This is a genomic window from Microbacterium proteolyticum (assembly GCF_029639405.1).
Classification (GTDB): Bacteria; Actinomycetota; Actinomycetes; order Actinomycetales; family Microbacteriaceae; genus Microbacterium.
The window spans coordinates 3,267,168-3,290,594 of record NZ_CP121274.1 but is presented as its reverse complement, the minus strand read 5'-3'; the positions used below and the strand labels follow the sequence as shown (position 1 = coordinate 3,290,594).

Sequence of the window (23,427 nt, the reverse complement as noted above, 5' to 3'; positions counted from 1 at the left end):
CCTGGGGAGGAGGCCTCAGACCGGGCGCTGGTCGCCGGGCGTCGGCTCCTCGCCGTCGTCGTCGGCGGCCGGGTCGCCCTCGTCGCCGGTGCCGGACGAGGCCGCCGTCTCTTCGGCGATGAGCTGCGCGAGCGCGTCGTCCATGGCATCCGAGGGGGCCGTCTCGCCGCGCGACGCGGCCGTGAGCCGTGCCACGAGACCTGCGGGGTCGTCGATGTCCTCCGCCGTCGGCATGAGGTCGGGGTAGTCCCACAGCGCGTCGCGCCCGGCGACGCCGACGGCGTCGGTCACCGCTCGCCACATCGCCGCGGCTTCGCGCATGCGACGGGGGCGCAGCTCGAGCCCGACGAGCGAACCCAGCGCCTGCTCGGCGGGACCGCCGACGGCGCGGCGACGGCGCACGGCCTCGGCGATGCGGGCGGCGGAGGGGAGACGCGACGTGGCGTCGTCGGTGACGACGTCGACCCATCCTTCGATCGTGGCCAGGAGGTTCTCGAGACGCGTGAGCGCAGCGGTCTGCTCCTCCGACCGCTGCGGCAGGAGGGCGCCGCTCTCGAGTGCGCTGCGCAGCTCGTCGGGCTGCGACGGGTCGAAGCGCGACGCGAGCTCTTCCAGTCCATCGGTGTCGACGCGGATGCCGTGGGCGAATTCCCGCACCTGCGAGATGACGTGCAGGCGGAGCCAGCGGGCGTGACGGAACAGGCGGGCGTGCGCGAGTTCGCGCGTCGCGAGGTACAGCGCCAGCTGGTCGTCGGGGATCTCGAGGTCGCGCCCGAAGTCCGCGAAGTTCTGCGGAAGGATCGCCGCATCGCCGTCGGGCATCACGGGGATGCCGACGTCGCCGCCGCCCACGACCTCCGTCGACAGGCGACCGACGACGTGGCCGAGCTGGGTTGCGAAGAGCGAGCCGCCGACGGTCCGCATGAGCCGCCCGGCTCCCGCGATCAGATCCTGCATGTCGTCGGGGGCCTGCTGCCCGAGCGCGTCGGTGAGCGCGTCCGCGATGCTCGTGGCCACCGGTTCGGCCAACTCCTGCCACACCGGGAGAGTGGCGCTGACCCACGCGCCGCGGGTGACGGCCTTCGGCGGGCGCGGAAGGTCGCTGATGGTGGTCGCCTCGCCGAGCCACAGGGCGGCGAGCGAGAACGCCTGGTCGAGGTCGGTGCGCTCTCCGGCAGAAACACCCAGTCCGTCCTGGTTCGCGATGTGCAGCGCCTGGCGCTCGGCCAGACTCCAGTCGATGCCGTCCTGCGGGTTCGCGAAGGCGCCCTGCAGCTGGTTCATGACCGCCTGCATCATCGCCGGGTCGATCTGCATCCCGGACAGACGCGAGAGCTCCGCCGCATCCAGGCCGGAGGTGTCGCCCGACATCAGGCGCCGCATGAGCTCCTGGAACTCCTCCTCGGGGTTCCGGTCGTCGTCTGCCACTTCAGCCGCCTTTCAGCCGGGTCAAGGGGAACGGCATCTACGCTAGTCGCACGATTCCTCGCTTCTCTCGGCTCGGCCCCTCGCCGCTTACGCCGCGCGCGAACGACCCGGCAAAGGTAGGACCCGTGACCCTGTTCGACGAGAACGTCTCCGTCGTGCCCGTCCCTCGGCGGCAGCGGAGCCGATCGACCGTCGTCGGCGTGTGGTCCCTCACCGTGTCGGTGCTCGTGCTGCTCGTGCTGTCGTTCCTGCCGTCGCCGTACGTCATCCAGCAGCCGGGGCCCGTCCTGAACACCCTCGGCACGTCGACCGACGCCGACGGCAACGAGGTGCCGCTCATCACCGTGCCCGACGAGAAGGACACGCCGTCGGAGGGCCGACTCGACCTGCTGACCGTCCAGATCAACGGCAATCGCGAGCGCACCCCCAGCTGGATCGAACTCGCGCAGGCGTGGTTCGACCCGTCCCGCGCGGTGGTTCCGCTCGATCGCATCTTCCCGTCCGGACAGTCGACCGAGCAGCGCAACACCGAGAACGCCGCTCTGATGAGCGACTCGCAGCTCGAGGCCTCCGCCGCCGCTCTCCGCCAGCTCGGCTACACCGTTCCGCAGGACGTGGTCGTGGGGACCATCGACGATTCGGGCGCGTCGGCGGGGGTGCTCGAGCTCGGCGACGTCATCACCTCGCTGAACGGCCAGCCCGTCGCGAGCGTGACCGACATCCGGTCGGCCGTGCAGGCCGGCGGTGGTGCACCGGTGACGCTCGGCATCGACCGCGGCGGCGCGCAGAGCTCGGTGTCCGTCACGCCGCGCCTGACCGATGTCGACGGCCAGCAGCAGTGGCTCCTCGGGGTCGGACTGACACTCACCTTCGACCTCCCGGTCGACGTCAAGATCCAGATCAACAACGTCGGCGGACCGAGTGCCGGCATGATGTTCGCCCTGGGCATCATCGACAAGATGTCCACGGGCGACCTGACCGGCGGTCAGCACATCGCCGGCACGGGCACCATCGATGCGGACGGCAACGTGGGCGGCATCGGCGGCATCCGCCAGAAGCTCTACGGGGCCCGCGACGCCGGTGCCACGTGGTTCCTCGCGCCGCAGTCCAACTGCGACGAGGTGGTGGGACACGTGCCCGACGGCATCCGCGTGTTCTCCGTCTCCACCCTGCAGGATTCCCTCACCGCGCTCGAGGCGATCCGCGACGGAGGCGATCTGGACGCCCTTCCGACCTGCGACGGGACACCCGCCTCGGGATCGTAGTATCCACGGCATACCCCCAGAAGTGGCCGCCTAGGATGGACGGGTGACCACGACCTCAGCGCCGAACCAGGCCACGCCCCCGAACCGTTCACGACGGATCATCTCGATCTCGCTGGCGGTCATCGCCGCCCTGGTCGTGGCTTTCTTCGTCTTCGCGAACCTCTACTCCGACTGGCTGTGGTTCGCGCAGCTCGGTTTCACCGAGGTGCTCACGACGCAGTGGATCGCGCGGACGGTGATGTTCGTCATCGGTTTCCTCGCGATGGCGATCCCGGTGTGGGGCGTCATCCAGCTCGCGTACCGACTGCGCCCCGTCTACGCCCGGCTGAGCTCGCAGCTCGACCGTTACCAGGAGGTCGTGGAGCCGCTGCGTCGACTCGCGATGTGGGGGATCCCGATTTTCTTCGGCTTCTTCGCCGGCTTCGCCGCCTCCGCGCAGTGGGAGACCACGTGGCTGTGGTTCAACGGCGTCGCGACCTCGACCACCGACCCGCAGTTCGGTCTCGACACCGGCTTCTACCTGTTCGCGCTGCCGTTCTACACGACGGTCCTCGGCTTCGCCTCGGCGGTCGTGCTCGTGTGCCTCCTGCTCACCGCCGTGGTGTCGTACCTGTACGGCTCGGTGCGGGTGGGGCAGCGCGAGCTGCGCATCTCCAAGGCCGCACGCATCCAGCTCGCGATCCTCGCCGGCCTGTACCTGCTCCTGCAGGGCGGGAGCCTGTGGCTGGACCGTTACACGACGCTGGTCAACCAGGAGGACCGCATCACCGGCCCGGGATACGTGGGCGTGAACGCCGTCATCCCCGGTCAGACGATCCTCGCGATCGCGGCCGTCATCGTCGCGCTCGCGTTCTTCGTGACCGCGGTCATCGGGCGCTGGCGCTACCCCCTCATCGCGACGGCGCTGCTCGTGGTCTCGGCCATCGTCGTCGGCGCGGCGATCCCGTGGGCGGTCACGACCTTCCAGGTGCGCCCGAACCAGCTCGCCCTCGAGAGCCAGTACTACCAGCGCAACATCGACAGCACGAAGGCCGCGTACGGCATCGACGGCATCGAGAAGGAGAACTTCGCCGCCGCCACGACCGCCGAGGCCGGTCAGCTGCGCAACGACGCCTCGTCCACGGCCCAGCTGCGCATCATGGACCCGGCGATCATCGGTCCGACCGTCCGTCAGCTGCAGCAGTACCGCGCGTACTACCAGTTCAACAACCCGCTCGACGTCGACCGCTACACGATCAACGGTCAGACGCAGGATGCCGTGGTGTCGCTGCGCGAGCTCAACATCGGTCAGCTCGGCGACGCCGCGTCCTGGCAGAACACCACGCTCGTCTACACGCACGGCTACGGCATGGTCGCGGCCGCGGGCAACGAGCGCACGGATGACGGCGACCCGGTGTTCCTGGAGCAGGCCATCCCCGGCACCGGCTTCCTCACCGACCTCAAGTACGAGCCGCGCGTGTACTTCGGCGAGCAGTCGCCGCCGTACTCGATCGTCGGCGGGCCCGAGGGCGGCGAGGACATCGAGCTCGACTACCCCCTCGGTGCCGACGGCGGCACGGAGACGCGCACGACCTTCCGCGGCGACGGGGGACCGAGTGTCGGCAACGTCTTCAACCGCCTCATCTACGCGCTGAAGTTCCAGTCGGAGCAGATCCTGTTCTCGGACTACGTCAACGAGGACTCCCAGATCCTCTACGACCGCAACCCGAAGGAGCGCGTCCAGAAGGTCGCACCGTACCTGACGCTCGACAGCGACCCGTACCCGACGGTGGTCGACGGGCGGGTCAAGTGGGTCATCGACGGCTACACCACGAGCGCGAACTACCCGTACTCCTCGGGCGTCTCGCTGTCGCGGGCGATCGCCGACTCGAACACCCCGTCGCCGACGTACTCGCTCGACAACATCAACTACATCCGCAACTCGGTGAAGGCCACCGTCGACGCCTACGACGGCAAGGTCACGCTGTACGCGTGGGATGATCAGGACCCGATCCTGCAGGCGTGGCAGAAGATCTACCCCACGAGCCTCCAGCCGTGGAGCGAGATGTCGGCCGACCTCATGAGCCACGTCCGCTACCCGACCGACCTTCTGAAGGTGCAGCGGTCGATGCTGGGCGTGTACCACGTCGATGACGCGCGGTCGTTCTTCCAGCAGGACAACCGGTGGACGACGCCGAACGACCCGCAGAACGCCAACGAGCTGCAGCCGCCGTACTACCTGACGATGAAGATGCCCGGTCAGGACGCTCCGTCGTACTCGATGTTCACGAGCTTCATCCCGGCATCCCAGGGACAGGCGCGCAACGTCCTGACGGGGTATCTGGCGGTGGACTCGGATGCCGGTGACGAGAAGGGCGCGAAACGCGGCGACTACGGTCGATTGCGCATGCTCGTGATCGATGCCGAGACGCCGGTGCCCGGCCCCGGTCAGGTGCAGAACACCTTCGACTCGGATACCACCGTGTCGTCGCAGATCAACATCCTGAAGCAGGGTCAGTCGCAGGTGCTCAACGGCAACCTGCTGACGCTCCCCGTCGGCGGTGGTCTGCTGTATGTGCAGCCGGTGTTCGTCCAGTCCTCCGGTGGCACGCAGCTTCCGCAGCTGCGGCGTGTGCTCGTGGCGTTCGGTAACAAGATCGCGTTCGAGAACACCCTCAGCGAGGCGCTGGACTCGCTGTTCGGCGGTGATTCCGGTGCGGCCACGGGCGACGAGTCGGTCACCCCGACCGACCAGACGGGCACGGGCGGCGACGGAACGTCGACCACGCCGACGGCACCGGCCGGAGACTACGCGGCGGCGTTGGCCGAGGCTCAGGCGGCTCTCCAGGCGAAGCAGGAAGCGCTGACCTCGGGTGATCTCGCGGCCTTCGCCACGCAGGACGCCCGTCTCAATGCGGCCGTGCAGCGTCTGATCGAGCTCGAGAATCAGGCCCAGGGCGGGACGGCGACGCCGTCGCCGACCCCGACGCCCGGCGGCTGACCCGCGCAGGCGACAGAGGCCGGTTCCCTTCGGGGAGCCGGCCTCTCTCACATGCCGCGCGGGCGCCGCAACGATCGCGCCACGCCCGCGACCCCGCGCCCCGAGCGGCATCCCTCGCTTCGGTGTCCAAGACACGCGGATGGCGGTGGGCGGCATCCGCGTGTCCTGGACACTCAGGATGCCGCCGCGTCAGGGACCGTCCGCAGCGGTGCCTCAGGCGCTGAGGAACCACCACCAGATGAGCAGCATCGTCGTGCCGAAGCCCGCGATCTGGTTGAGCCAGAGGAATCGGTTCCACCCCGCGGTGGCGCTGTCGGAGGTGGCATCCGTGACGTTGCGGTACGGCCAGCACACGACGAGGTAGGGGATCACGAGCAGCGCCGCGAGCGGCCCGGGCCACGCGGTGAACAGCATGACGACGCCGGCGAGGGCGTAGGCCGTCAGGGCGAAGCGCACCGTCCACCGCGCGCCGCGGGCGGTGGCGATCGACGAGATGTCGGCGGCGCGGTCGGCCTCGACGTCCTGGACGGCGCCGAAGGCGTGCGAGGCGATGCCCCACAACCCGAAGGCGACGAGCACGGCCACGAGCTGCCACGTCCAGGTGGCGCCGGCGAGGACGAGACCGTACACGGCGGGGGAGAAGAAGTGGATGCTGCTGGTCACCGAATCGGCGAAGGGGCGCTCCTTCAACCGCAGCGGGGGAGCGGAGTAGAACACCACGAAGAACAGGCTCAGGGCGAGCACGAGCCACGACAGCGGGGATCCGACGACGACGAGGAAGACGACGAACGGCAGGCACGACAGCGCCGATGCCCACAGGGTGATCGGGTGCATGCGCTTGGCGAGCACCGCGCCGTGCGTTCCGCCCTTGCGGGGGTTGCGAAGGTCGGATTCGTAGTCGAAGACGTCGTTCACCCCGTACATGGCGAGGTTGTAGGGAACGAGGAAGAACAGGATGCCGACGACGAGGACGACATCGACCTGACGCGTGGTGAGCAGGTAGGCGGCCGCGAACGGGAACGCGGTGTTGATCCAGCTCACGGGTCGCGAAGAGACGAACAGCTCCCTCAGCACGCGTCCCGGGGTCAGGGCGGGGGTGGTCATGCGGTTTCCCTCCGGGCGGGGGCGAGAGTGAAGAGAGCGGGAACGAGGAACGCCGCGCACAGGGGATACGCGAAGTCCTCCAGTGGTGCCAGGCCGATTCTGAGCCCGCTGAGGTGCTCCGGCGGGTAGGAGAACAGTCCGACGGCGATCATGATGTTGTCGAAGACGGCGGTCAACGCGATGAGCACGAGCGCGGTCCAGCCCGATGCGCGCATGCGCCGTGCGAAGCCGGGACGTCTCGCGCTCAGCAGGGTCACGACGGCCGTCGCGGCGAGGAAGGGGAGGAGGATCAGCGCATACGTCACGACGCGGACTCCTCCGCCTCGACGCGCGCCGGGGAACCGGCATCCCGCTTCGCCTGACGCCGCTCGAACACCGTCCACAGCACGACCGCGAGGTAGCTGAGGAAGAGGAGGAAGAACACCTCTTCGAGCGGCAGGTGCGGGGCCAGATCGATGCCGACGAACAGCGGGCTGTGGCCCTTCACGAAGACCCCGGTCAGGATGCCGACCGCGTCCCACAGGAGGAAGAACACCGTTCCGAGACCCACCGCCAGAAGCGTCCGACGCGGTGCCGTCCGCAGAGCGAGACCGAACCTGAGATCGAGGGCGATCATGCCCGCCAGCGAGAACAGGATCGCGCCCAGGTAGATCCCGGGCACCTCAGACCGCCGTGCGAGCCGGCTCGTTCAGGGGTCCCGCGGTGCGGTCGCCCGTCATGCGCTTTACCACGAGCTCGGCCGAGATCAGGCACATGGGGAGTCCGATGCCCGGAAGCACCGAGGTTCCCGCGTAGTACAGGTTCGACACCTTCCGCGAGCGGTTCTTCGGACGGAAGATCGCGCTCTGGCCCAACGTGTGCGCGAGCCCAAGCGAATTGCCGTGCCACGCGTGCAGGTCCTGGGCGAAATCCTCGGGGGCGATGGTCTTCCGCACGACGATGCGCTCGGCGAAGTCCGGGATGCCGGTCCACTCGCCGATCTGGGCGATCACCCGGTCCGCGGCGGCCTCGATGCGCGGATCGCCGGCACCGGCGACACCGCCGCGGCCGCTGACGGGATCAGCGGGTACGGGCACCAGGACGAAGAGGTTCTCGTGTCCCGCCGGAGCGACGGAGTCGTCCGAGGCGCTCGGCCGGCAGACGTAGATCGAGGCGGGGTCGGGGATGCGCTTGTGCTCGCCGAAGATCGCGTCGAAGTTGGTGTGCCAGTCGTCGGTGAAGAGCAGCGTGTGGTGCGTGAGCTGCGGAAGCTCTCCCTTCACACCGAGCAGGAGCAGCAGCGCCCCGGGGCTCGGCACGCGGTCCTTCCACCACTTCTCCGGATACTGACGATCACCCTCTTCCAGCAGCTGGGTCTCGGTGTGGTGCAGCTCGGCGCCCGAGACCACGGCATCCGCTGGAACGATCCGGCCGTCCGCGAGCCGCACGCCGCGGGCGATGCCGTCGTCGGTGATGATCGCCTCGACGGGGACGCCGGTCTCGATCTGCACGCCGCGCTCACGGGCGAGCCTCTCGATCGCGGCGATGATCTCGGTGAAACCGCCGCGCGGGTAGAGCACGCCGTCGCCGAGATCGAGGTGGCTCATCAGGTGGTACAGGCTGGGCACCTCGAACGGGGATCCGCCGAGGAACACGGACGGGTAGGCGAGGATCTGCTGCAGCCGCGGGTTCGAGAAGTCCCGCGTCACGCGCTTCCACAGCGTCTGCGTGAGGAGCGGGATGAGCGTCGGGAGACGCGTGATGAGCGCGGGGTCGCGAAGCCCCTGCGTCGAGGAGTAGGTGTCGTACAGGAACTTCGACGTCGACAGCTCGTACGCATCCTTCGCCGAGTCGAGGTACGCCTCGACCTTGTCGCCGGAGCCGGGCTCGTGCTCTTCGAACAGCGCGCGGACGGCCTCGCGACCGGACACCACGTCGATGGGCTCGCCCTTCCCGGGAGGACCGTACACGCGGTACGCCGGGTCCAGACGCACGAGGTCGAGCTGCTCTGCGGCGCTCGTACCGAGCAGCCGGAAGAAGTGGTCGAAGACCTCGGGCATGAGGTACCAGCTAGGCCCGGTGTCGAAACGGAAGCCGTCGCTCTCCCACGACCCGGCGCGACCACCGAGCTGCTCGCGTCCCTCGAACAGGTGGACGTCGTGTCCCTGATCGGCCAGGAGCGCGGCGGTGCCGAGGCCGGCAATCCCTCCTCCGACGACGACGATGCGCTGCGAGGTCATGCGTGGGCCCCTTTCGGTGGGCGTCCGAGGAAGGCGCGCACCGCGAGGGTCGCCTTCACTGCGTCCGGGACGCGGACGCGCGGCGCGCCCGCGGGGGTGCGGCGCAGTCGCCGCGAGAGCTCCGCGAACAGGTCGTGCGCGGCGGTGACCGCGCGGCGGCAGTCCGGCGGGAGGAACGGGACTGTCGCGGCGGCCGCGGCCAGGTCGGCGTCGATGCGGTCGAGGACCGCCGTGCGACGGTCGTCGTCGGCGGCGCCGTCGAGGTAGTCACGGCCGAGGCGGGTGGCGTCGTCGTCGAGGTCGCGGAGGAAGTTCACGTCCTGGAAGGCCGCACCCAGTCGGCGGGCTCCGTCGACGAGGTCGGCGGCGGGGCGCGCCGGCTCCGACATCCCCGCGTTGAGGAACACTTGCAGGCACATCAGACCGACGACCTCGGCCGATCCGTACACGTACGCGTCGTGCGACGCGTCGTCGTGGGCGGCGGTGTCGAGGTCGGTGCGCATCGAGGCGAAGAACGGGGCGATGAGGTCGTCGCCGATGCCGCACTCGCGGGCGGTGCGCGCGAACGCGTGGACGACGAGGTTCGCGCTGAAGCCCGAGGCGATGGCATCCCGCACCTCGTTCTCGAGCGCGTCGAGCGTGGCACGTTCCTGCGCGGGCGAGAGCCCGGCGTCGTGCGCGGGGCCGTCCACGATCTCGTCGGCCACGCGGACCAGGGCGTAGATGTTCCGGACGTGCGGCCGCGGACGGGGGCCGAGCAGGCGACAGGCCAGGGCGAACGAGGTCGAATAGCGGTTGATCACCGCGGCGGCGGCATCGTCGGCCGTGCGCGTGTACAGCTCCAGGCCGGTCGCGGTCGCGCTCACGGGACGCGTCCCTGCACGGCGTCGACGAGGTCGTGCAGCATCGTGCGGCACTCCTCGGGGAGGGTGGATGCCGTGACGATCGCGCGCGCTTCGTCCAGAGTCCCGCGGACGAGGTCTTCCAGCCGTGCCCGCGCGCCGGACTCGCTGAGCGCCCGCTGGGCCGCGCGGATCGCGACCGGGCCGGTGTGCGCCTGCGCGAGCGCTTCGCTCACCGCGGGCCACGACTCGGTCTCGCGGGCCAGGACGATGAGATGCGTCTTCTTCGCCTCGCGGAGGTCGCATCCTTCGTCCTTGCCGGAGATCTCGGGCGAACCGAAGGCGCCGATGAGGTCGTCCACCAGCTGGTACGCCAAGCCGAGGCGCTGCCCGAAGCGTTCGAGTGCCGCACGGACGGGGCCGTCGGCGCCGGCGAGCACCGCTCCCGCTTCCAGGGGGGCCGAGAACGAGTACACCGCGGTCTTGTCGTGCGTGGTGCGCAGGATGGTCTCGGCATCCACATCACGGGCGGACACGGCGTTCTCGACATCGGCGAGCTCTCCGGCGGCGGAGATCAGAACAGCGTCCTCGAGGAGGCGGAGGAGGTCGCCGCGCACGCTCGTCGGAAGGTCGGCCAGAGCGACCAGGCGCCCGGCCTCGTGGAGCAGCAGGTCGCCGGCCAGGATGCCGGCCGCATCTCCGAGGAGCGCGGCGCCCGTGGCATCCGCGCCTCGCTCTTCGCCCCGCGCCCGGAACTCGCCGCCGACATTGGCGACACCGCGTCGCTCGGTGTCGTGGTCGATGACGTCGTCGTGGACGACGAAGGCGGTGTGCAGGAGTTCGAACGCGGCGGCGACCTGGTAGAGCGCGGCACGATCGGTCTCGGCACCGCCGAGCGTGTCGAACGCGGCGACCACGAGGAGCGGCCGGAACCTCTTGCCGCCCCGGGCGGAGCGGGCGATCGCGGATGCCAGGGCCCGGGCGCCGTCGCCATGGTCGCGGAGGCGGCGGGCGAGACGGATCAGAACGGTGTCGATCGCGTCGTCGATGGCGGCGCGCGCCGTGGGTGTGGTGGAGAGAGCGATCATGAGGCCGCCCGGATGGCCGGTGGGGACGAGAACAGGTGAAGCTGCTGTGCCTGGAGAACGAGCCACGGGCTGAAGGCCCACGGCGTGGCCTCCAGCGCGGCGGCGAGGTCGGCGGGGTCGACCCAGCGCGATTCCGCGACCTCGGACGGGTTCAGCCGCGGCTCTTCGTGGGTACGGGCGACGTACACCGGGCAGATCTCGTGCTCGACGATGCCGCTGGCGTCGACCGCGCGATAGCGGAAGAGCGGAAGGGCGAGCTCCACGTCGGAGATCGTGAGTCCGACCTCGAAGGCGGCGCGACGGTGAACGGCCTGCAGGACGGGCTCGGCGGGACCCGGATGGCCGCAGAACGAATTCGTCCAGACGCCCGGCCAGGTCTTCTTGTCGAGCGCGCGACGCGTGACGAGCACCTGACCGTCGGCGTTGACGACGTGGCAGGAGAACGCCAGGTGAAGAGCCGTGTCGGTGCCGTGCACACTCGCCTTCGGTGCCGTTCCGATCTCATTGCCCCAGTCGTCCAGGAGGACGACATACTCGGTCTCGCTCATCGTGCCTCCTGTTTGCTAGTTTAGCTAGCGATGTCAGCCGACTATACCCAGAGCGAAACGGAGGTGTCCACCGTGTCCGTCGTCGACGCCTTTCGTGCTAACAGACCCGGTGTCGTCCGTGCGATGGAGTCGGTCCGCGCTCTGAGCGATGCCCTCGACCGCATGAACAGCGGCATGAAGGGCGACATGGACATGAACGCCAGCGACCTCGCGACGCTGCGGATGCTGATCATCCGCGAGCAGCGCGGACAGATGGTCAGCCCGCACGATGTGGCATCTCACCTGCGGATCTCCACGGCGTCCACGACCAAGCTGCTCGATCGGCTCGCGGCGTCCGGGCATCTCGAGCGGCGTCCGCACCCCTCCGACGGCCGGGCGCGCGTGGTGGTCCTGACGCCGAAATCCCGAGCGGAGTTCTTCCGGCACTTCGGTGCGCACCTCGCGGCGATGGTCGCGGTGGCGGAAGGATTCTCCGACGAGCAGCTCGCGACGATCGCCGAGTTCGTCGACGGACTGAGCGAGGCGATCAGCGGGTCCGATTGAGTGCCCCGCGCGCCACGCGGAGGCCGACATCGTCGAAGATCGCGCGCGGATTGGCGCCGCGACGCGCGGAGGCGCGGACGACCGCGCGCGCATCGCTCCACCCGCCGCCGCGGAACACCCGGGCGTCGCTCGTCTCGGGCGCGAAGAGATCCCAGCACCACTCCGACACGTTGCCGAGGATGTCGAAGAGGCCGTGGAGGTTCGGAAGGCGTCCGCCGACCTCGACCGGTCCGCGCAGGCCGTCGCCTGCGGTCCACGCAATCTCGGCGATCGGTCCGTAGGTGGATCCTGTGGATCCCGCCCGGCACGCGTACTCCCACTCGTCCTCGGTCGGCAGTCGGAAGCCGTCGGCCTCCGTGTCCCAGTCGACGACTTCGCCGTCGTACGCGTAGACGGGATCCCGGCCCTCCCACTCGCTCAGCGCGTTGCAGAAGCGCACCGCGCGCAACCAGCTCACCTGCACGGCGGGGCGGCGCGGGTTCTGGGCCGTGATGCCGAGGATCTCCGCCATCTGCTCCTCGGTCACCGGGTAGACACCGATGTCGAACGCCTCGACGGTGATCTCGCGGCGGTCCTCGCCCCGCTGGTCTCCGCGCAGCACGCTTCCGGCGGGGATGCGGGTCATCTCGACGTCGCTCATCGCCGCCCGCCCGTCTCGCTGCCGGATCGGTCGTCCGTGGAGCGGGGGGAGGGGTCGCGTGAGTGACGGAGCATGGTCCCAGTGAATCGGTCTCGACCCGGTCTGACAGCCGGGTTGACGGGACGGCGCCGAAATCGGAAGGGCGATGCCGCTCAGTAGTCGTCGCCCGGCCACATTCCTTCGGGCAGGACGAAACAGGGGGAGAAGGACAGGATCTGCACGAAGGTCTTGTCGACGGAGAGCGCGACCAGGTACCCCTGCCCGAATTCGCCGATGACGTGAGCCCTCGGCTCCCCGTCGGATGTCAGATCCGTATTCGTCCGGTAGGAGTCGCTCGCGTCGTAGGTCTGGGCGATGTTCTCGGTGACGGCTGCCCCGTCGTAGGTGGCTCCCTCGGTGAGCACGACCTTGGTCTGACCGGTCCATTGATAGGCGCGGTCGCCGCTGCACGACATCAGAACACCCGTCTGGTCTTGGTCGACGGATGCCACGACATCGGCCGGCACCAGGGCGGCCAACTCCCGCTCCATCCGCATCGCGGTCGCTTTGGCGTCCTCGAGCGTCAGGGATGTGTCCACGACTCCGGCGCCACCCGGCGCGACGCATCCGGCGAGGACCGCGGAGAGGGCGACGAGGACGGCGAGGGCGGTGATGTGCCGTCGCTTCATCGAGATCATCCTTCTTTCTCTTCGCCCGGCACCGATTCTTCGATCTATTGACGACGAGCCGAATGTCGAGAACGAGGTGGATGACGCACGGCTAATAATTCTGGCTGGGAGACATGCCCTCGGGGAGGACGAAGCAGGGCGAGAAGGACACGATCTCAGCCGCTCAACACGGCCACGTCGGTCGAATACTGCCCACCCATGTGAACCACTGTAATCAGACGCCGGATTCCGTCGCGGGGGCCTGCAGGGGGCTGTGGACGAGTCGTCTCGGAGCGAGGCCTTCAGATGAGGTCGCGTCGCCGGGGGAAAGCCGAAGGCCCCGGATCCGAGGATCCGGGGCCTTCTCTTGTTGCGGGGACAGGATTTGAACCTGCGACCTCTGGGTTATGAGCCCAGCGAGCTACCGAGCTGCTCCACCCCGCGGCACAAGAGATAAACCTAGCACGGGTTTCGGGTCGTGTCGAATCGACGTTGATTCAGGCGTCGTGGACGGGCCATGATTCGGGGATGCTGACCCCCACCGACGACCCGCGCGACGACCTCCGCGACGGCCGCCCCGAGAGTGCGGCGCAGCGCGCCGACCGCAACTGGGCGGACGTCCTGCAGGAACTCCGGGTGCTGCAGACCGGTACCCAGATCCTCACGGGCTTCCTCCTGGCGCTGGCGTTCCAGCCGGCCTTCGCGGACCTGAGTGGACCGCAGCGCACCGGCTACCTCGTACTCGTCGGACTCTCCGCGCTGACCGCGATCCTCGCTCTCGCCCCGGTCGCGCTGCACCGAGCGGTCTTCCACCGCGGTGTGAAGCCCGTCGTCGTCCGGTTCGGTCATCGTGCCCTCATCGCCGCGCTCACCGCGGTAGCGGTGCTGCTCACCGGCGTCGTGGCGTTCGTGTTCGACGTGGTCGTCGGTGTCGAAGCCGCCGTGATCGCCGTGGTCGTGCTCGTGGTCGTGATCCTCGTACTGTGGGTCGTGGGTCCGGCGGTCCTGCGCCGGCTCAGCGGCGAGAACCGGATCAGCGGTGAGAGCCGGTCCGGCGACGAGAAGGGACGCGGATGACGCACGACAGCGTGGGAGTGGCGGTGGCGCAGTTCGCCCCGGCCGCGTCGAAGCAGACCAACCTGGATGCCATCGGCGATCTCGCCCGCACGGCCGCGGCCCGCGGTGCACGGGTGATCGTCTTCCCCGAGTACTCCAGCTACTTCGTCGACCCGTTCGACACCTCTCTCTCCGAGAACGCCGAAGACCTGGGCGGTCCGTTCACGAGCGCACTCCAGGCCCTCGCCGCCGAGTTGGACGTCGTGCTCGTCGCGGGGCTCGTGGAGCGGGCCGACGACGGGCGTCGCGTGCGCAATGCCATCGTGGCCGTCGGGGGAGCCGGCATCCGGGCCGTGTATCGCAAGCTGCATCTCTACGACGCGTTCGGCCAGCGGGAGTCGGACTGGGTGGCCCCCGGCGAGATCGCGCCTCCCGAGACCTTCGAGGTGGACGGTCTGCGCTTTGGCCTCATGACCTGCTACGACCTGCGGTTCCCCGAGGTGGCGAGGACCCTCGCCGACGCGGGGGTGGACGTGGCGCTCGTTCCTGCGGAGTGGGTGCGCGGCCCGCTGAAGGAGCATCACTGGACGACGCTGCTCACGGCGCGCGCGATCGAGAACACGTTCTTCGTCGCCGGCGCCGACCACCCGCCACCGCTCGGGGTCGGTCACTCGACGGTCATCGACCCGCAGGGCGTCGCGCTCGCCACGATCGGGACGGCCACCGACGTCGTCGTCGCCCACATCGATCCCGGCGCGATCGCCCGGGTGCGGCGCGTGAACCCGGCGCTCGACCTGCGCCGTTTCCGGGTCACCCCGCGCTGACGCCCGCGGTCAGCCCCGTGACAGGGCGGAGAGGCGGCCCACCGCGTCGGTGAGCACCTCGACGCGCTTGCACGCGGCGAAGCGCACGAGCGTCGCGTAGTCGGCTCGGTGGTCCGGCGAAGCGAATGCCGTGAGCGGGATGCCGACGACGCCCGCCCGCGCGGGCAGCTCGCGGCAGAACGTATCGGCGTCCGTGGCCCCGAGGGGAGCGGCATCCACGACCGTGAAATACGAACCCCCGGGGGTGCTGACGTTGAAGCCGGCGGCGCGCAGCCCCGTGCCGAGGAGATCCGCCTTCGCCTTCATCTCGCCGGCCACCGAGGCGAAGAACGTCTCGGGAAGCCGCAGGCCCGCCGCGATCGCCGGCTGGAACGGCGAACCGCCGACGTAGGTGAGGAACTGCTTCACGGCCAGCACCGCGGTCACGAGTTCGGCGGGCCCGGTGACCCATCCGGTTTTCCAGCCCGTGAGCGAGAACGTCTTGCCGGCCGACGAGATGGAGAGCGTCCGCTCCGCCGCACCCGGGAGGGTGGCGATGGGGACGTGCGGGCCGTCGAAGACCAGGTGCTCGTACACCTCGTCGGTCACGATGATCGCGTCGTGCCGATGCGCGAGACGGATCACCTCGTCGAGGACCTCGCGGGAGAACACCGACCCCGTCGGATTGTGAGGGTCGTTCACGAGGATCACGCGCGTCCGGTCCGAGACGGCGGATGCCAGTACCTCGAGGTCGGGTTGGAAGTCCGGCCAGCGCAGGGGCACGGGGACGAGCCGCGCGCCCGCCAGGGCCACACAGGCGGCGTAGGAGTCGTAGTAGGGCTCGAAGACGACGACCTCGTCGTCCGGGCCGTCGATGAGCGCGAGAAGGGTGGAGGAGAGGGCCTCGGTCGCTCCCACCGTCACCAGCACCTGCCGGGACGGGTCGAGCTCGATGCCGTAGAAGCGCTGCTGGTGTTCGGCGATCGCCGTCAACAGGTCGGGGAAACCCCGGCCGGGCGCGTACTGGTTCACGCCGTCCGCGATCGCGCGGCGTGCGGCCTCAAGGACCACTTCGGGCCCGTCCTCGTCGGGGAAGCCCTGTCCGAGGTTGAGGGCACCGGTCGAGGCGGCCAGAGCCGTCATCTCGGCGAAGATCGTCGGAACCGAGGTGCCGTCGGGGGCGATGAGGCCCGCGCCGAGCGCGGTGCGGCGCCAGGCGCCGGGGAGGTCGTGCATGATGCGGATGCCTTCGGGGAGAGGGGGCGGGAACCGCCGGGCCGAAACCCTCTCACCGTAGCGGAGCGGCCCGTGCGCAGGACCCCGCATGACCTCGCATTCCGTTCCTGCGACTCTGATAGATCGGACTCACCCGCGTCATAGGAACCACACAGCATCCGGGGTCATGGTTGATCTCGCCTGGAAGAAGGAGCATCACATGAGCGACACCACGGACGACCGTCCCGAGGACCACCGCCCCACCAGCGACGCCGCCGCGCAGGGCGCGGTCCCCGCGTCGCACGAGACCACCCCCGCCGCAGACGCGACCCCGGTCGCGCCCGCCGCGGAGTCCACCCCGGCGGCGCCGCCGGTTCCTACCCGCTCGCCGGCCGACGCCGCTGCGGCGTGGCCGCCGCCCGCGCAGGCCCCCGCATCCGGTCAGGCGCCCACCGCGTCGCAGCCCACCGCGTCGCAGCCCACCGCGTCGCAGCCCGCCGCGTCGCACCAGCCGACCGCGGCGCACTACGGAACCCCGCAGAACCCGGCGCCGCACGCCCACGGGTACGCCTCCGCGCCGAGCGGTGCGACCACCCCCACCGGGCAGGCCTTCGGGCCCGCCGCGACGGGGACCTACGGCACGCACCCGACGCTGACGCTCCCCGAATCCGAGGTGGCCAAGCCGCGCAAGAAGAGCTCCGGCACCAAGATCGCCGCCCTCCTGATCGCCGCGGCGCTCGTCGGCGGCGGGGCCGGCCTCGGCGGTACCTACGCCGGACTGGCCCTGTGGGGCGGGTCCAACGGTGCGACCGCCTCGGGGCCCACGGCGATCACCGTCAACGACCCGAGCGACGTCAACGCCACGGCCGCCGTGGCCGCCAAGGTCGTACCGAGCGTCGTCACGATCAGCGCGACCGCGGGGACCTCGGGAGGCACCGGATCCGGTGTCATCCTGAGCGACGACGGTTACGTCCTGACCAACACGCACGTCGTCACCCTCGACGGCCAGAGCGGCAACACCACGCTCTCGGTCACCACGTCCGACGGGCGGGTGTACGCCGCGAAGCTCGTCGGCACCGACCCCACCTACGACCTCGCCGTGATCAAGCTCGAGAACGCCTCGAACCTGACCCCGATCGAGTGGGCGGACTCGTCGAAGCTCAACGTGGGTGACAACACGATCGCGGTCGGCGCACCCCTGGGCCTTGCGAACACCGTGACCACCGGCATCGTGAGTGCCCTGAACCGCTCCATCGAGGTCGCTTCGTCCGCGGCGCCGAGCGACAGCTCCGACTCGAGCGAGGGCAGCCAGGGCGGCCAGGGCAGCGGCGAGAGCCCGTTCTTCTTCGATTTCGGTCAGGGCCAGCAGAGCACGCAGGCGACCCAGACGATCAAGATCGCCGTCATCCAGACGGATGCCGCGATCAACCCCGGCAACTCCGGTGGCGCGCTCGTGGACGACGAGGGCAAGCTGATCGGCATCAACGTCGCGATCGCGAGCGCCGGCTCGTCCTCGTCGTCGAGCGGTCAGTCGGGCAACATCGGCGTCGGATTCTCGATCCCCTCCGACATCGCCAAGCGCGTCTCGCAGGAGATCATCGACAACGGCTCGGCGACCCACGGCCTGCTCGGCGCGAGCGTCCAGGACGCCGCATCCATCCAGGGCGCGACGACCACCGGCGCCTATGTCGCCGAGGTCACCGCCGGGGGCGCCGCCCAGGCCGGTGGTCTGCAGAAGGGCGACGTGATCACCGAGTTCAACGGCATCCCCGTCACCAGCTCCGTGGACCTCACGGCGCAGGTGCGCGCGCTCGCCGCGGGCTCCGAGGCCACGGTGACCTACCTCCGCGGCGGCAAGCAGGCCACCGCCCAGGTGACGCTGGGCTCGATGCCCGCAAGCTGAGCCCGCCGTTCCGGACGCCACCCCGCGATAGGCTCGCGGGGTGGCGTCTTTCTCGTTCGGTGCGGGGAATGCGCGAAAACTCCGGCGCATTCCGCTGTATCTCGCGGGGCGACTGCTGACCGCGGTGGTCCCGCGTTCACGGGAGCGCTGGGTGTTCGGCTGCGCGGTCGGCGTGGCCGACGGCGCCCTGGCCCTGTGGCGCGTGGCGGATGCCGCGGGCGAGCGGACCACGTGGCTCGTCGCCGACGAGGGTCAGGCGCAGGAGGCCGAGAGGCTCGGCATCCCTTCCCTCCGGCGCGATTCGCTGCGGGGTCTGTGGGCGACGGCCCGAGCGCGTGTGGTCGTGGTGACCCACGGCTTCGGAGACGTCAACCGCTACGCGGTGGCGGGCGCGTTCGTCGTGCAGCTGTGGCACGGGATCCCGCTCAAGCGCATCGGTCTGGATTCGCCCGAGACGACCCGCAGTGCTCTGTTGCCGGGGTCTCGCGCCGTCACGCGGCTCCTGGCCGTGCTGTACCGGCGCACCATGCGCCAGATCTCTCTGCTCCCCGCCGCCTCGCATCTCGTCCGCGGACGCCTGGAGAGCGCGTTCGGTCTCGACGACGCGCGGGTGCCCGTGACCGGCGAGCCGCGGGTCGACGTGCTCTCGCGAGGCACCGCCGACGAGCGGCGCAGCGCCGCGCGCGACGCGCTCGCCGCCGTGACGGGCACCGATCTCGGTGATCGGCGCCTGGTGCTCTACGCCCCGACCTGGCGCGACGGCGATGTCGACCCGGCGATCCCCACGACCTCCGACGCGGATCGCATCGACGCGGTGCTGGCGCACCACGACGCCGTGCTGTTCGTGCGACCCCACCCGCTCGGAGCGGGGGAGTACCGCCTCACGAGCGAGCGCGTGAAGATGCTCGGAAGCGACCGCGTCGCCGACGTCACTCCGCTGCTGCCGGCTTTCGACGCCCTCGTCACCGACTTCTCCTCGCTCGCCTTCGATGCAGGACTCGTTCCGCTCCCGGTGGTGTTCTTCGCCCCCGACGTCGAGGCGTACGTCGCGCGCCGGGGCCTCTACGGCCGATATCGCGACGTCGCCGGCGACGACGTCCCGCGAACGTGGGAAGCCGCGCTCGCCCGGCTCGACGGCATCCTGGACGATCCGACCGACGCTGTGGAGGCCTCGCGCCGGCTGAGCGCGAGCGTGCACGCTCACCACGACGGGCGCAATGCCGAGCGGGTCCACCGCGCGATCCGCGCCCGACTGACCGCTCGTCGCTTTGCGGCGCCCCCGAGGAGGACCATCCCATGACCGACGTGCGTTTCCTCCACGACGACGGGCGCGCCGTGCTCGAGATCTCCGGAACGGGATTGCGGCCGACGGGCGTGACGCTCGAGGGTCCGCGCGCCCGCGTCACCGCGCGCCTGCACGGACGCGGACGGACCTGGCGGGCCGAGCTTCCCCTCCGCGCGGCGCGGTGGGGCGGACCCGAGCTGCCGCTTCCCACGGGCGAATACCGGCTGCGCATCGAACCGGGGGAGGCGACGGATGCCGCGCCCCCCGCGGCATCCCTGCCCCTCACGCAACTTCCGGGGCTCCGGGCGGAGTGGGATGGCCGACGGCTGCGGGTCGGTCCACCGGTCGACCCCGCCTACGACTCCGGCGAAGGGCAGGCCGCGCTCGAACGGCGGTACGCGACCTCTCGGCAGCCGCTGGAGAACGCCGTGTTCTTCGAGAGCTTCTACGGGCGCACCGCCGGCTGCAACCCGCTCGCCATCGATCGGGAGCTCGCGCGCGTGGCCCCCGCCGTCACGCGCTACTGGAGCGTCGTCGACCTGTCGGTGCACGTTCCCCCCGGGGTCGTCGCCGTGGTGGAGGGCAGCCCCGAATGGTGGCGTGCCCGGGCGGCATCCCGACTGCTCGTCGTCAACGACTGGCTGCGTCGGAAGTTCGTCCGCAAGCCCGGTCAGCGTGTGCTTCAGACCTGGCACGGCACACCCCTCAAGCGTCTCGCACTCCACCGCCCCGGCTTCGATCCGCGAAGGACACTGGCCGTTCTCCGCGAGAGCCGGCGCTGGGACGTGCTGCTCGCCCAGAGTCCCTATGCGGCGCGGCTCCTCTCCCGTGCGTACGCGTTCCTCCGGCGCCCCGTGTGGATCGAGGGGTATCCGCGCAACGACGTCCTCCAGACCGACGACGGCACCGCGACGCGCCGCGCACTCGGCATCGGGGCGGACGAGCGCGTCCTCCTCTACGCCCCGACGTGGCGCGACGACCGGGAGGCGATCGTCGACTTCCTCGATCCGTCCGCCCTGGCACGGGCCACGGATGCCGTGGTGCTCGTCCGCGGCCACACCCGGACGCTTCACCCGGGCGAGGACTCGCGGGGGCCCCGCGTCATCGACGTCACCGGCTACCCGGACACGGCGCGGCTGCTGGCGGCATCCGACGCCCTCATCACCGACTACTCGTCGGTGATGTTCGACTTCGCCATCACCGGCAAACCGATGTACTTCCTCGTGCCCGACCTCGAGCACTATCGCGGAGAGCTGCGCGGGTTCTACTTCGATCTGCTGGATGCCGCCCCCGGACCGGTCGTGCGGTCGCAGGACGACCTCGAGCGGGCGATCGCGGAGGTCGACCCGGCGATCTTCCGCGAACGCTACGAGCGGTTCCAGCGCGTGTTCGTCGCGCGCGAGGACGGTCGGGCGGCGGAGCGGGTCGTCGCCCGGCTCCTCGACCAGGGATTCGTCGACCGGTATTGAGGCGGATGCCGCTGCTCAGGGCAGCGGTGTGTTGCGGCCGTCGAGCCGCGAGGTGTCGACGGTGTCACGGGCTCCGCGCGCGACACCCCAGAGGAACCCGGCTCCCCAGGGCAGGTGCATCGAGGGCAGGACGGCCGCGGTCCAGGCGCGATCGCGCCATCCCCGGCCTCCGCCGCGCCCCAGGGCGACGACGGCGACGAGCACCCCGTACGCGGCGACGGGCAGGTGCACCGCGTGGGCCGCGGGGGAGCGCACGATCCCGAGAGCCTGCGCGACGGCGACGGCGAGCGACAGGGCGGCCGCACCGACGAGTGCCGGGGGAGCGAAGAAGCGCAGGGAGTTGCGTCGTCCGTAGCGCCGTACGAGTTCGCCGCGCCACGCGCCCGTCGCCCGGAACTGCCGCACCAGCCGCGTCCAGCTTTCCCGCGGCCAGTAGACCACCGACAGCGCCGGATCGAACCACACGCGGTAGCCGGCGCGGCGGATGCGCAGGTTCAGCTCCCAGTCCTCGCCGCGGCGGAGGGTCTCGTCGAACCCGCCCACCTCCTCCAGCACGCTGCGCCGGAACACTCCCAGGTACGCCGACTCGGCCGGCCCTTCCTCGGTGCCTCCGTGGTACGCGCCGCCCCCGAGGCCGACGGGGGAGTTGTAGGCGCGGGCGACCGCGCGCTGGAACGGCGAGCGTCCGTCCGCCCGCATCACTCCGCCGACGTTCGCCGCGCGCGTGCGCCGGAGCGTCGCCAAGGCGCGTCGCGTGTATCCGGGTCGCAGCTCGGAGTGCGCGTCCACCCGCACGATCGTGGCGAAGCGGCTCCGATCGATCGCGAGGTTCAGCCCCACCGGGATATCGGCGGCGGGGTTGTCCACCAGCACCACCCGGGGGTCCGCGGCGGCGATCTCGCGGGCGATCTCGTCGCTGGCATCCGTGGACGGCCCGAGCGCCAGCACGAGCTCGACCGGGCCCGGCACCTCCTGCGCCAGCGTCGAGGCGACCGCACGGCGCAGGTACCGCTCTTCGTTCAGGACGGGCATGACGAAGCTCACGCCGGCGTCGTCGGGGGGAACGGGCGCGTCTCGGCGGCCGGGGGTCGCGAGGTGCATCATTCCATCGTCCCACGCCGACCTGGCCGGTACCCTGGAAGGATGCCCCTCGCCCGCGACGCCCGGCTCGCCGTCGGGCTCCTCCGCAAGGCCCTGGCCACCCGCCGTGCGCGCACCGACCTCCGCCGAGCGCTCGCCGAACGCGGACCCCTGCCGCAGAACCGCTTCCGCATCGCGGTCTACTTCGCTGACGGCCCCGTGAACATGTACCAGATGCGCCAGTGGTACGCACCGCTCCGCGAGCTCGCGCGGAAGTGGCCCGTCGTGGTGATCGCCCGCTCGATCCGCGGCGCCGACGCGCTGCTGCGCGACGACGCACTGCCGGTGGCCTACGCCCCCACGGTGCGCGACGTCGAACAGGTGCTCGACGAGCAGGACGTGCGGATCGTCTTCTACGTCAACCAGAACACCCGCAACTTCCAGATGTTCCGATACGGGCGGCGCTGGCACGTGTTCATCAACCACGGCGAGTCCGACAAGATGTACATGACGACCAACCAGTTCACCGCGTACGACTACGCGTTCGTCGCCGGTGACGCCGCTCGGGCGCGTCTGTCCCGGACTCTCTGGGACTACGACCTCGACCGCCGGACCTTCGCGATCGGCCGTCCGCAGGCCGACCACTACTCCGGCGACCTGCCGTACACGCCCGATGGTCGCCGCGTCGTGCTCTACGCCCCGACGTGGGAGGGGGATCGTCCCGCTGCCCACTACGGCTCGATCCTCACGCACGGCGAAGCGCTGGTGACGGCGCTGCTGGCCACCGGCCGTCACCGGGTGATCTACCGACCCCATCCGCGGTCCGGCGTGGTCGACGCGGCCTACGGCGCGGCGAACGATCGGATCGTCGCCGCCCTCGGCGCCGCGAATGCCGCCGATCCGACCGCCCAGCACGTGCACGACACCGGGGCCGATCTCGGGTGGCAGCTCGCCGCCGCCGACCTCGCGGTGGTCGACATCTCCGCGATGGTGTACGACCGGCTCGCCGCGGGAAGACCGCTGCTGGTCACGCGGCCCGTCGACCCGGAGGCCCTCGTGGACGACACCGGGTACCTGTCGGATGCCGAATGGCTGGATGCCGATTCCGCGGCCGACATCGTGGCACGCGCCGACCGGGTGCTGGACGACCCCGACGCCGTCGCGCGCCTCGACCACTGGGTGCGCTACTACTTCGGCGACACGGCTCCCGGTGCCTCGACCGAGCGCTTCCACTCGGCGGTCCGCACGCTCATGGAGCGCTGGGAGAGCTGGAACGCGGGCGTCCCCGCGTGACCTCGCCGGTGCCGATCTC

General features: G+C 70.4%; 21 protein-coding genes and 1 tRNA gene. 9 read left to right on the top strand and 13 right to left on the bottom strand.

Features of this window, described 5'->3' with window-relative positions:
* Window positions 1-15: 15 nt before the first annotated feature.
* On the bottom strand, window positions 16-1,428 hold the full coding sequence (locus P8R59_RS16560) for a zinc-dependent metalloprotease (RefSeq protein ID WP_278101959.1): 1,413 nt from the start codon (window positions 1,426-1,428) through the stop codon (window positions 16-18).
* Window positions 1,429-1,553: 125 nt separating this feature from the next.
* Here P8R59_RS16560 and P8R59_RS16555 point away from each other — a divergent pair, with 125 nt between their 5' ends.
* Window positions 1,554-2,693: a YlbL family protein gene (locus tag P8R59_RS16555; protein ID WP_278101958.1), complete on the top strand. Its 1,140-nt coding sequence runs from the start codon at window positions 1,554-1,556 to the stop codon at window positions 2,691-2,693.
* Between the two features lie 43 nt (window positions 2,694-2,736).
* Window positions 2,737-5,673: a UPF0182 family membrane protein gene (locus P8R59_RS16550; protein WP_278101957.1), complete on the top strand. Its 2,937-nt coding sequence runs from the start codon at window positions 2,737-2,739 to the stop codon at window positions 5,671-5,673.
* Between the two features lie 213 nt (window positions 5,674-5,886).
* Here the strand turns inward: P8R59_RS16550 and P8R59_RS16545 are convergent, their stop codons facing one another.
* Genes P8R59_RS16545 through idi form a run of 7 tightly spaced genes read right to left on the bottom strand, consistent with a single transcriptional unit; the run spans window position 5,887 to window position 11,474 of the window.
* Entirely contained in the window at window positions 5,887-6,777 is an 891-nt protein-coding gene (locus tag P8R59_RS16545) for a prenyltransferase (protein WP_278101956.1), read from the bottom strand.
* Window positions 6,774-7,082 carry a lycopene cyclase domain-containing protein gene (locus P8R59_RS16540; protein ID WP_278101955.1) on the bottom strand — a complete coding sequence of 103 codons (309 nt, stop codon included), beginning with the start codon at window positions 7,080-7,082 and terminating at the stop codon, window positions 6,774-6,776. Before P8R59_RS16540 ends, P8R59_RS16545 begins: the two co-directional genes overlap by 4 nt.
* Entirely contained in the window at window positions 7,079-7,438 is a 360-nt protein-coding gene (locus tag P8R59_RS16535) for a lycopene cyclase domain-containing protein (protein WP_077051759.1), read from the bottom strand. The genes P8R59_RS16540 and P8R59_RS16535 overlap by 4 nt, the downstream gene beginning before the upstream one ends.
* 1 nt (window position 7,439) lies before the next feature.
* Window positions 7,440-8,996, bottom strand: coding sequence for a phytoene desaturase family protein (crtI, locus tag P8R59_RS16530; RefSeq protein ID WP_278101954.1), 1,557 nt, complete (start codon window positions 8,994-8,996; stop codon window positions 7,440-7,442).
* Window positions 8,993-9,862, bottom strand: a complete 870-nt coding sequence (locus tag P8R59_RS16525; protein ID WP_278101953.1) for a phytoene/squalene synthase family protein — start codon at window positions 9,860-9,862, stop codon at window positions 8,993-8,995. Before P8R59_RS16525 ends, crtI begins: the two co-directional genes overlap by 4 nt.
* Window positions 9,859-10,926, bottom strand: coding sequence for a polyprenyl synthetase family protein (locus P8R59_RS16520; RefSeq protein ID WP_278101952.1), 1,068 nt, complete (start codon window positions 10,924-10,926; stop codon window positions 9,859-9,861). Before P8R59_RS16520 ends, P8R59_RS16525 begins: the two co-directional genes overlap by 4 nt.
* Window positions 10,923-11,474: an isopentenyl-diphosphate Delta-isomerase gene (idi, locus tag P8R59_RS16515; protein ID WP_278101951.1), complete on the bottom strand. Its 552-nt coding sequence runs from the start codon at window positions 11,472-11,474 to the stop codon at window positions 10,923-10,925. Before idi ends, P8R59_RS16520 begins: the two co-directional genes overlap by 4 nt.
* A 72-nt stretch (window positions 11,475-11,546) precedes the next feature.
* Here idi and P8R59_RS16510 point away from each other — a divergent pair, with 72 nt between their 5' ends.
* Window positions 11,547-12,017, top strand: coding sequence for a MarR family winged helix-turn-helix transcriptional regulator (locus tag P8R59_RS16510; protein WP_238592376.1), 471 nt, complete (start codon window positions 11,547-11,549; stop codon window positions 12,015-12,017).
* Here P8R59_RS16510 and P8R59_RS16505 read toward each other — a convergent pair.
* The 3 genes from P8R59_RS16505 to P8R59_RS16495 form a co-directional block, all read right to left on the bottom strand.
* Window positions 12,001-12,657 carry a formylglycine-generating enzyme family protein gene (locus P8R59_RS16505; RefSeq protein WP_278101950.1) on the bottom strand — a complete coding sequence of 219 codons (657 nt, stop codon included), beginning with the start codon at window positions 12,655-12,657 and terminating at the stop codon, window positions 12,001-12,003. The genes P8R59_RS16510 and P8R59_RS16505 overlap by 17 nt on opposite strands.
* A gap of 152 nt (window positions 12,658-12,809) precedes the next feature.
* On the bottom strand, window positions 12,810-13,325 hold the full coding sequence (locus P8R59_RS16500) for a hypothetical protein (RefSeq protein WP_278101949.1): 516 nt from the start codon (window positions 13,323-13,325) through the stop codon (window positions 12,810-12,812).
* Window positions 13,326-13,674: 349 nt separating this feature from the next.
* Window positions 13,675-13,748 (bottom strand) — tRNA-Met (locus tag P8R59_RS16495).
* Between the two features lie 84 nt (window positions 13,749-13,832).
* On the opposite strand from P8R59_RS16495, the gene P8R59_RS16490 reads away from it, so the two are divergent.
* Both P8R59_RS16490 and P8R59_RS16485 read left to right on the top strand, forming a co-directional pair.
* Entirely contained in the window at window positions 13,833-14,381 is a 549-nt protein-coding gene (locus P8R59_RS16490) for a DUF6328 family protein (RefSeq protein ID WP_278101948.1), read from the top strand.
* Window positions 14,378-15,184: a carbon-nitrogen hydrolase family protein gene (locus tag P8R59_RS16485; protein WP_278101947.1), complete on the top strand. Its 807-nt coding sequence runs from the start codon at window positions 14,378-14,380 to the stop codon at window positions 15,182-15,184. Before P8R59_RS16490 ends, P8R59_RS16485 begins: the two co-directional genes overlap by 4 nt.
* A 9-nt stretch (window positions 15,185-15,193) precedes the next feature.
* Here the strand turns inward: P8R59_RS16485 and P8R59_RS16480 are convergent, their stop codons facing one another.
* Window positions 15,194-16,399 (bottom strand): aminotransferase class I/II-fold pyridoxal phosphate-dependent enzyme, encoded by a 1,206-nt coding sequence (locus tag P8R59_RS16480; protein WP_278101946.1) that lies wholly within the window; start codon window positions 16,397-16,399, stop codon window positions 15,194-15,196.
* A gap of 199 nt (window positions 16,400-16,598) precedes the next feature.
* Between P8R59_RS16480 and P8R59_RS16475 the strand changes: the two genes are divergently transcribed.
* From P8R59_RS16475 to P8R59_RS16465, 3 genes are read left to right on the top strand one after another with little or no spacing between them, the layout of a single operon-like run.
* The gene (locus P8R59_RS16475) at window positions 16,599-18,281 is read left to right on the top strand and encodes a S1C family serine protease (protein ID WP_278101945.1); all 1,683 of its coding nucleotides are present in this window, start codon (window positions 16,599-16,601) and stop codon (window positions 18,279-18,281) included.
* 40 nt (window positions 18,282-18,321) lie between these two features.
* Window positions 18,322-19,581 (top strand): CDP-glycerol glycerophosphotransferase family protein, encoded by a 1,260-nt coding sequence (locus P8R59_RS16470; protein ID WP_278101944.1) that lies wholly within the window; start codon window positions 18,322-18,324, stop codon window positions 19,579-19,581.
* Window positions 19,578-21,035, top strand: coding sequence for a CDP-glycerol glycerophosphotransferase family protein (locus P8R59_RS16465; RefSeq protein ID WP_278101943.1), 1,458 nt, complete (start codon window positions 19,578-19,580; stop codon window positions 21,033-21,035). The genes P8R59_RS16470 and P8R59_RS16465 overlap by 4 nt, the downstream gene beginning before the upstream one ends.
* A gap of 15 nt (window positions 21,036-21,050) precedes the next feature.
* Here the strand turns inward: P8R59_RS16465 and P8R59_RS16460 are convergent, their stop codons facing one another.
* Complete coding sequence (locus P8R59_RS16460; protein WP_278101942.1) at window positions 21,051-22,136, bottom strand: glycosyltransferase family 2 protein; 1,086 nt, start codon at window positions 22,134-22,136, stop codon at window positions 21,051-21,053.
* A gap of 42 nt (window positions 22,137-22,178) precedes the next feature.
* Here P8R59_RS16460 and P8R59_RS16455 point away from each other — a divergent pair, with 42 nt between their 5' ends.
* The gene (locus P8R59_RS16455) at window positions 22,179-23,408 is read left to right on the top strand and encodes a CDP-glycerol glycerophosphotransferase family protein (protein ID WP_278101941.1); all 1,230 of its coding nucleotides are present in this window, start codon (window positions 22,179-22,181) and stop codon (window positions 23,406-23,408) included.
* Window positions 23,409-23,427 lie beyond the last annotated feature (19 nt).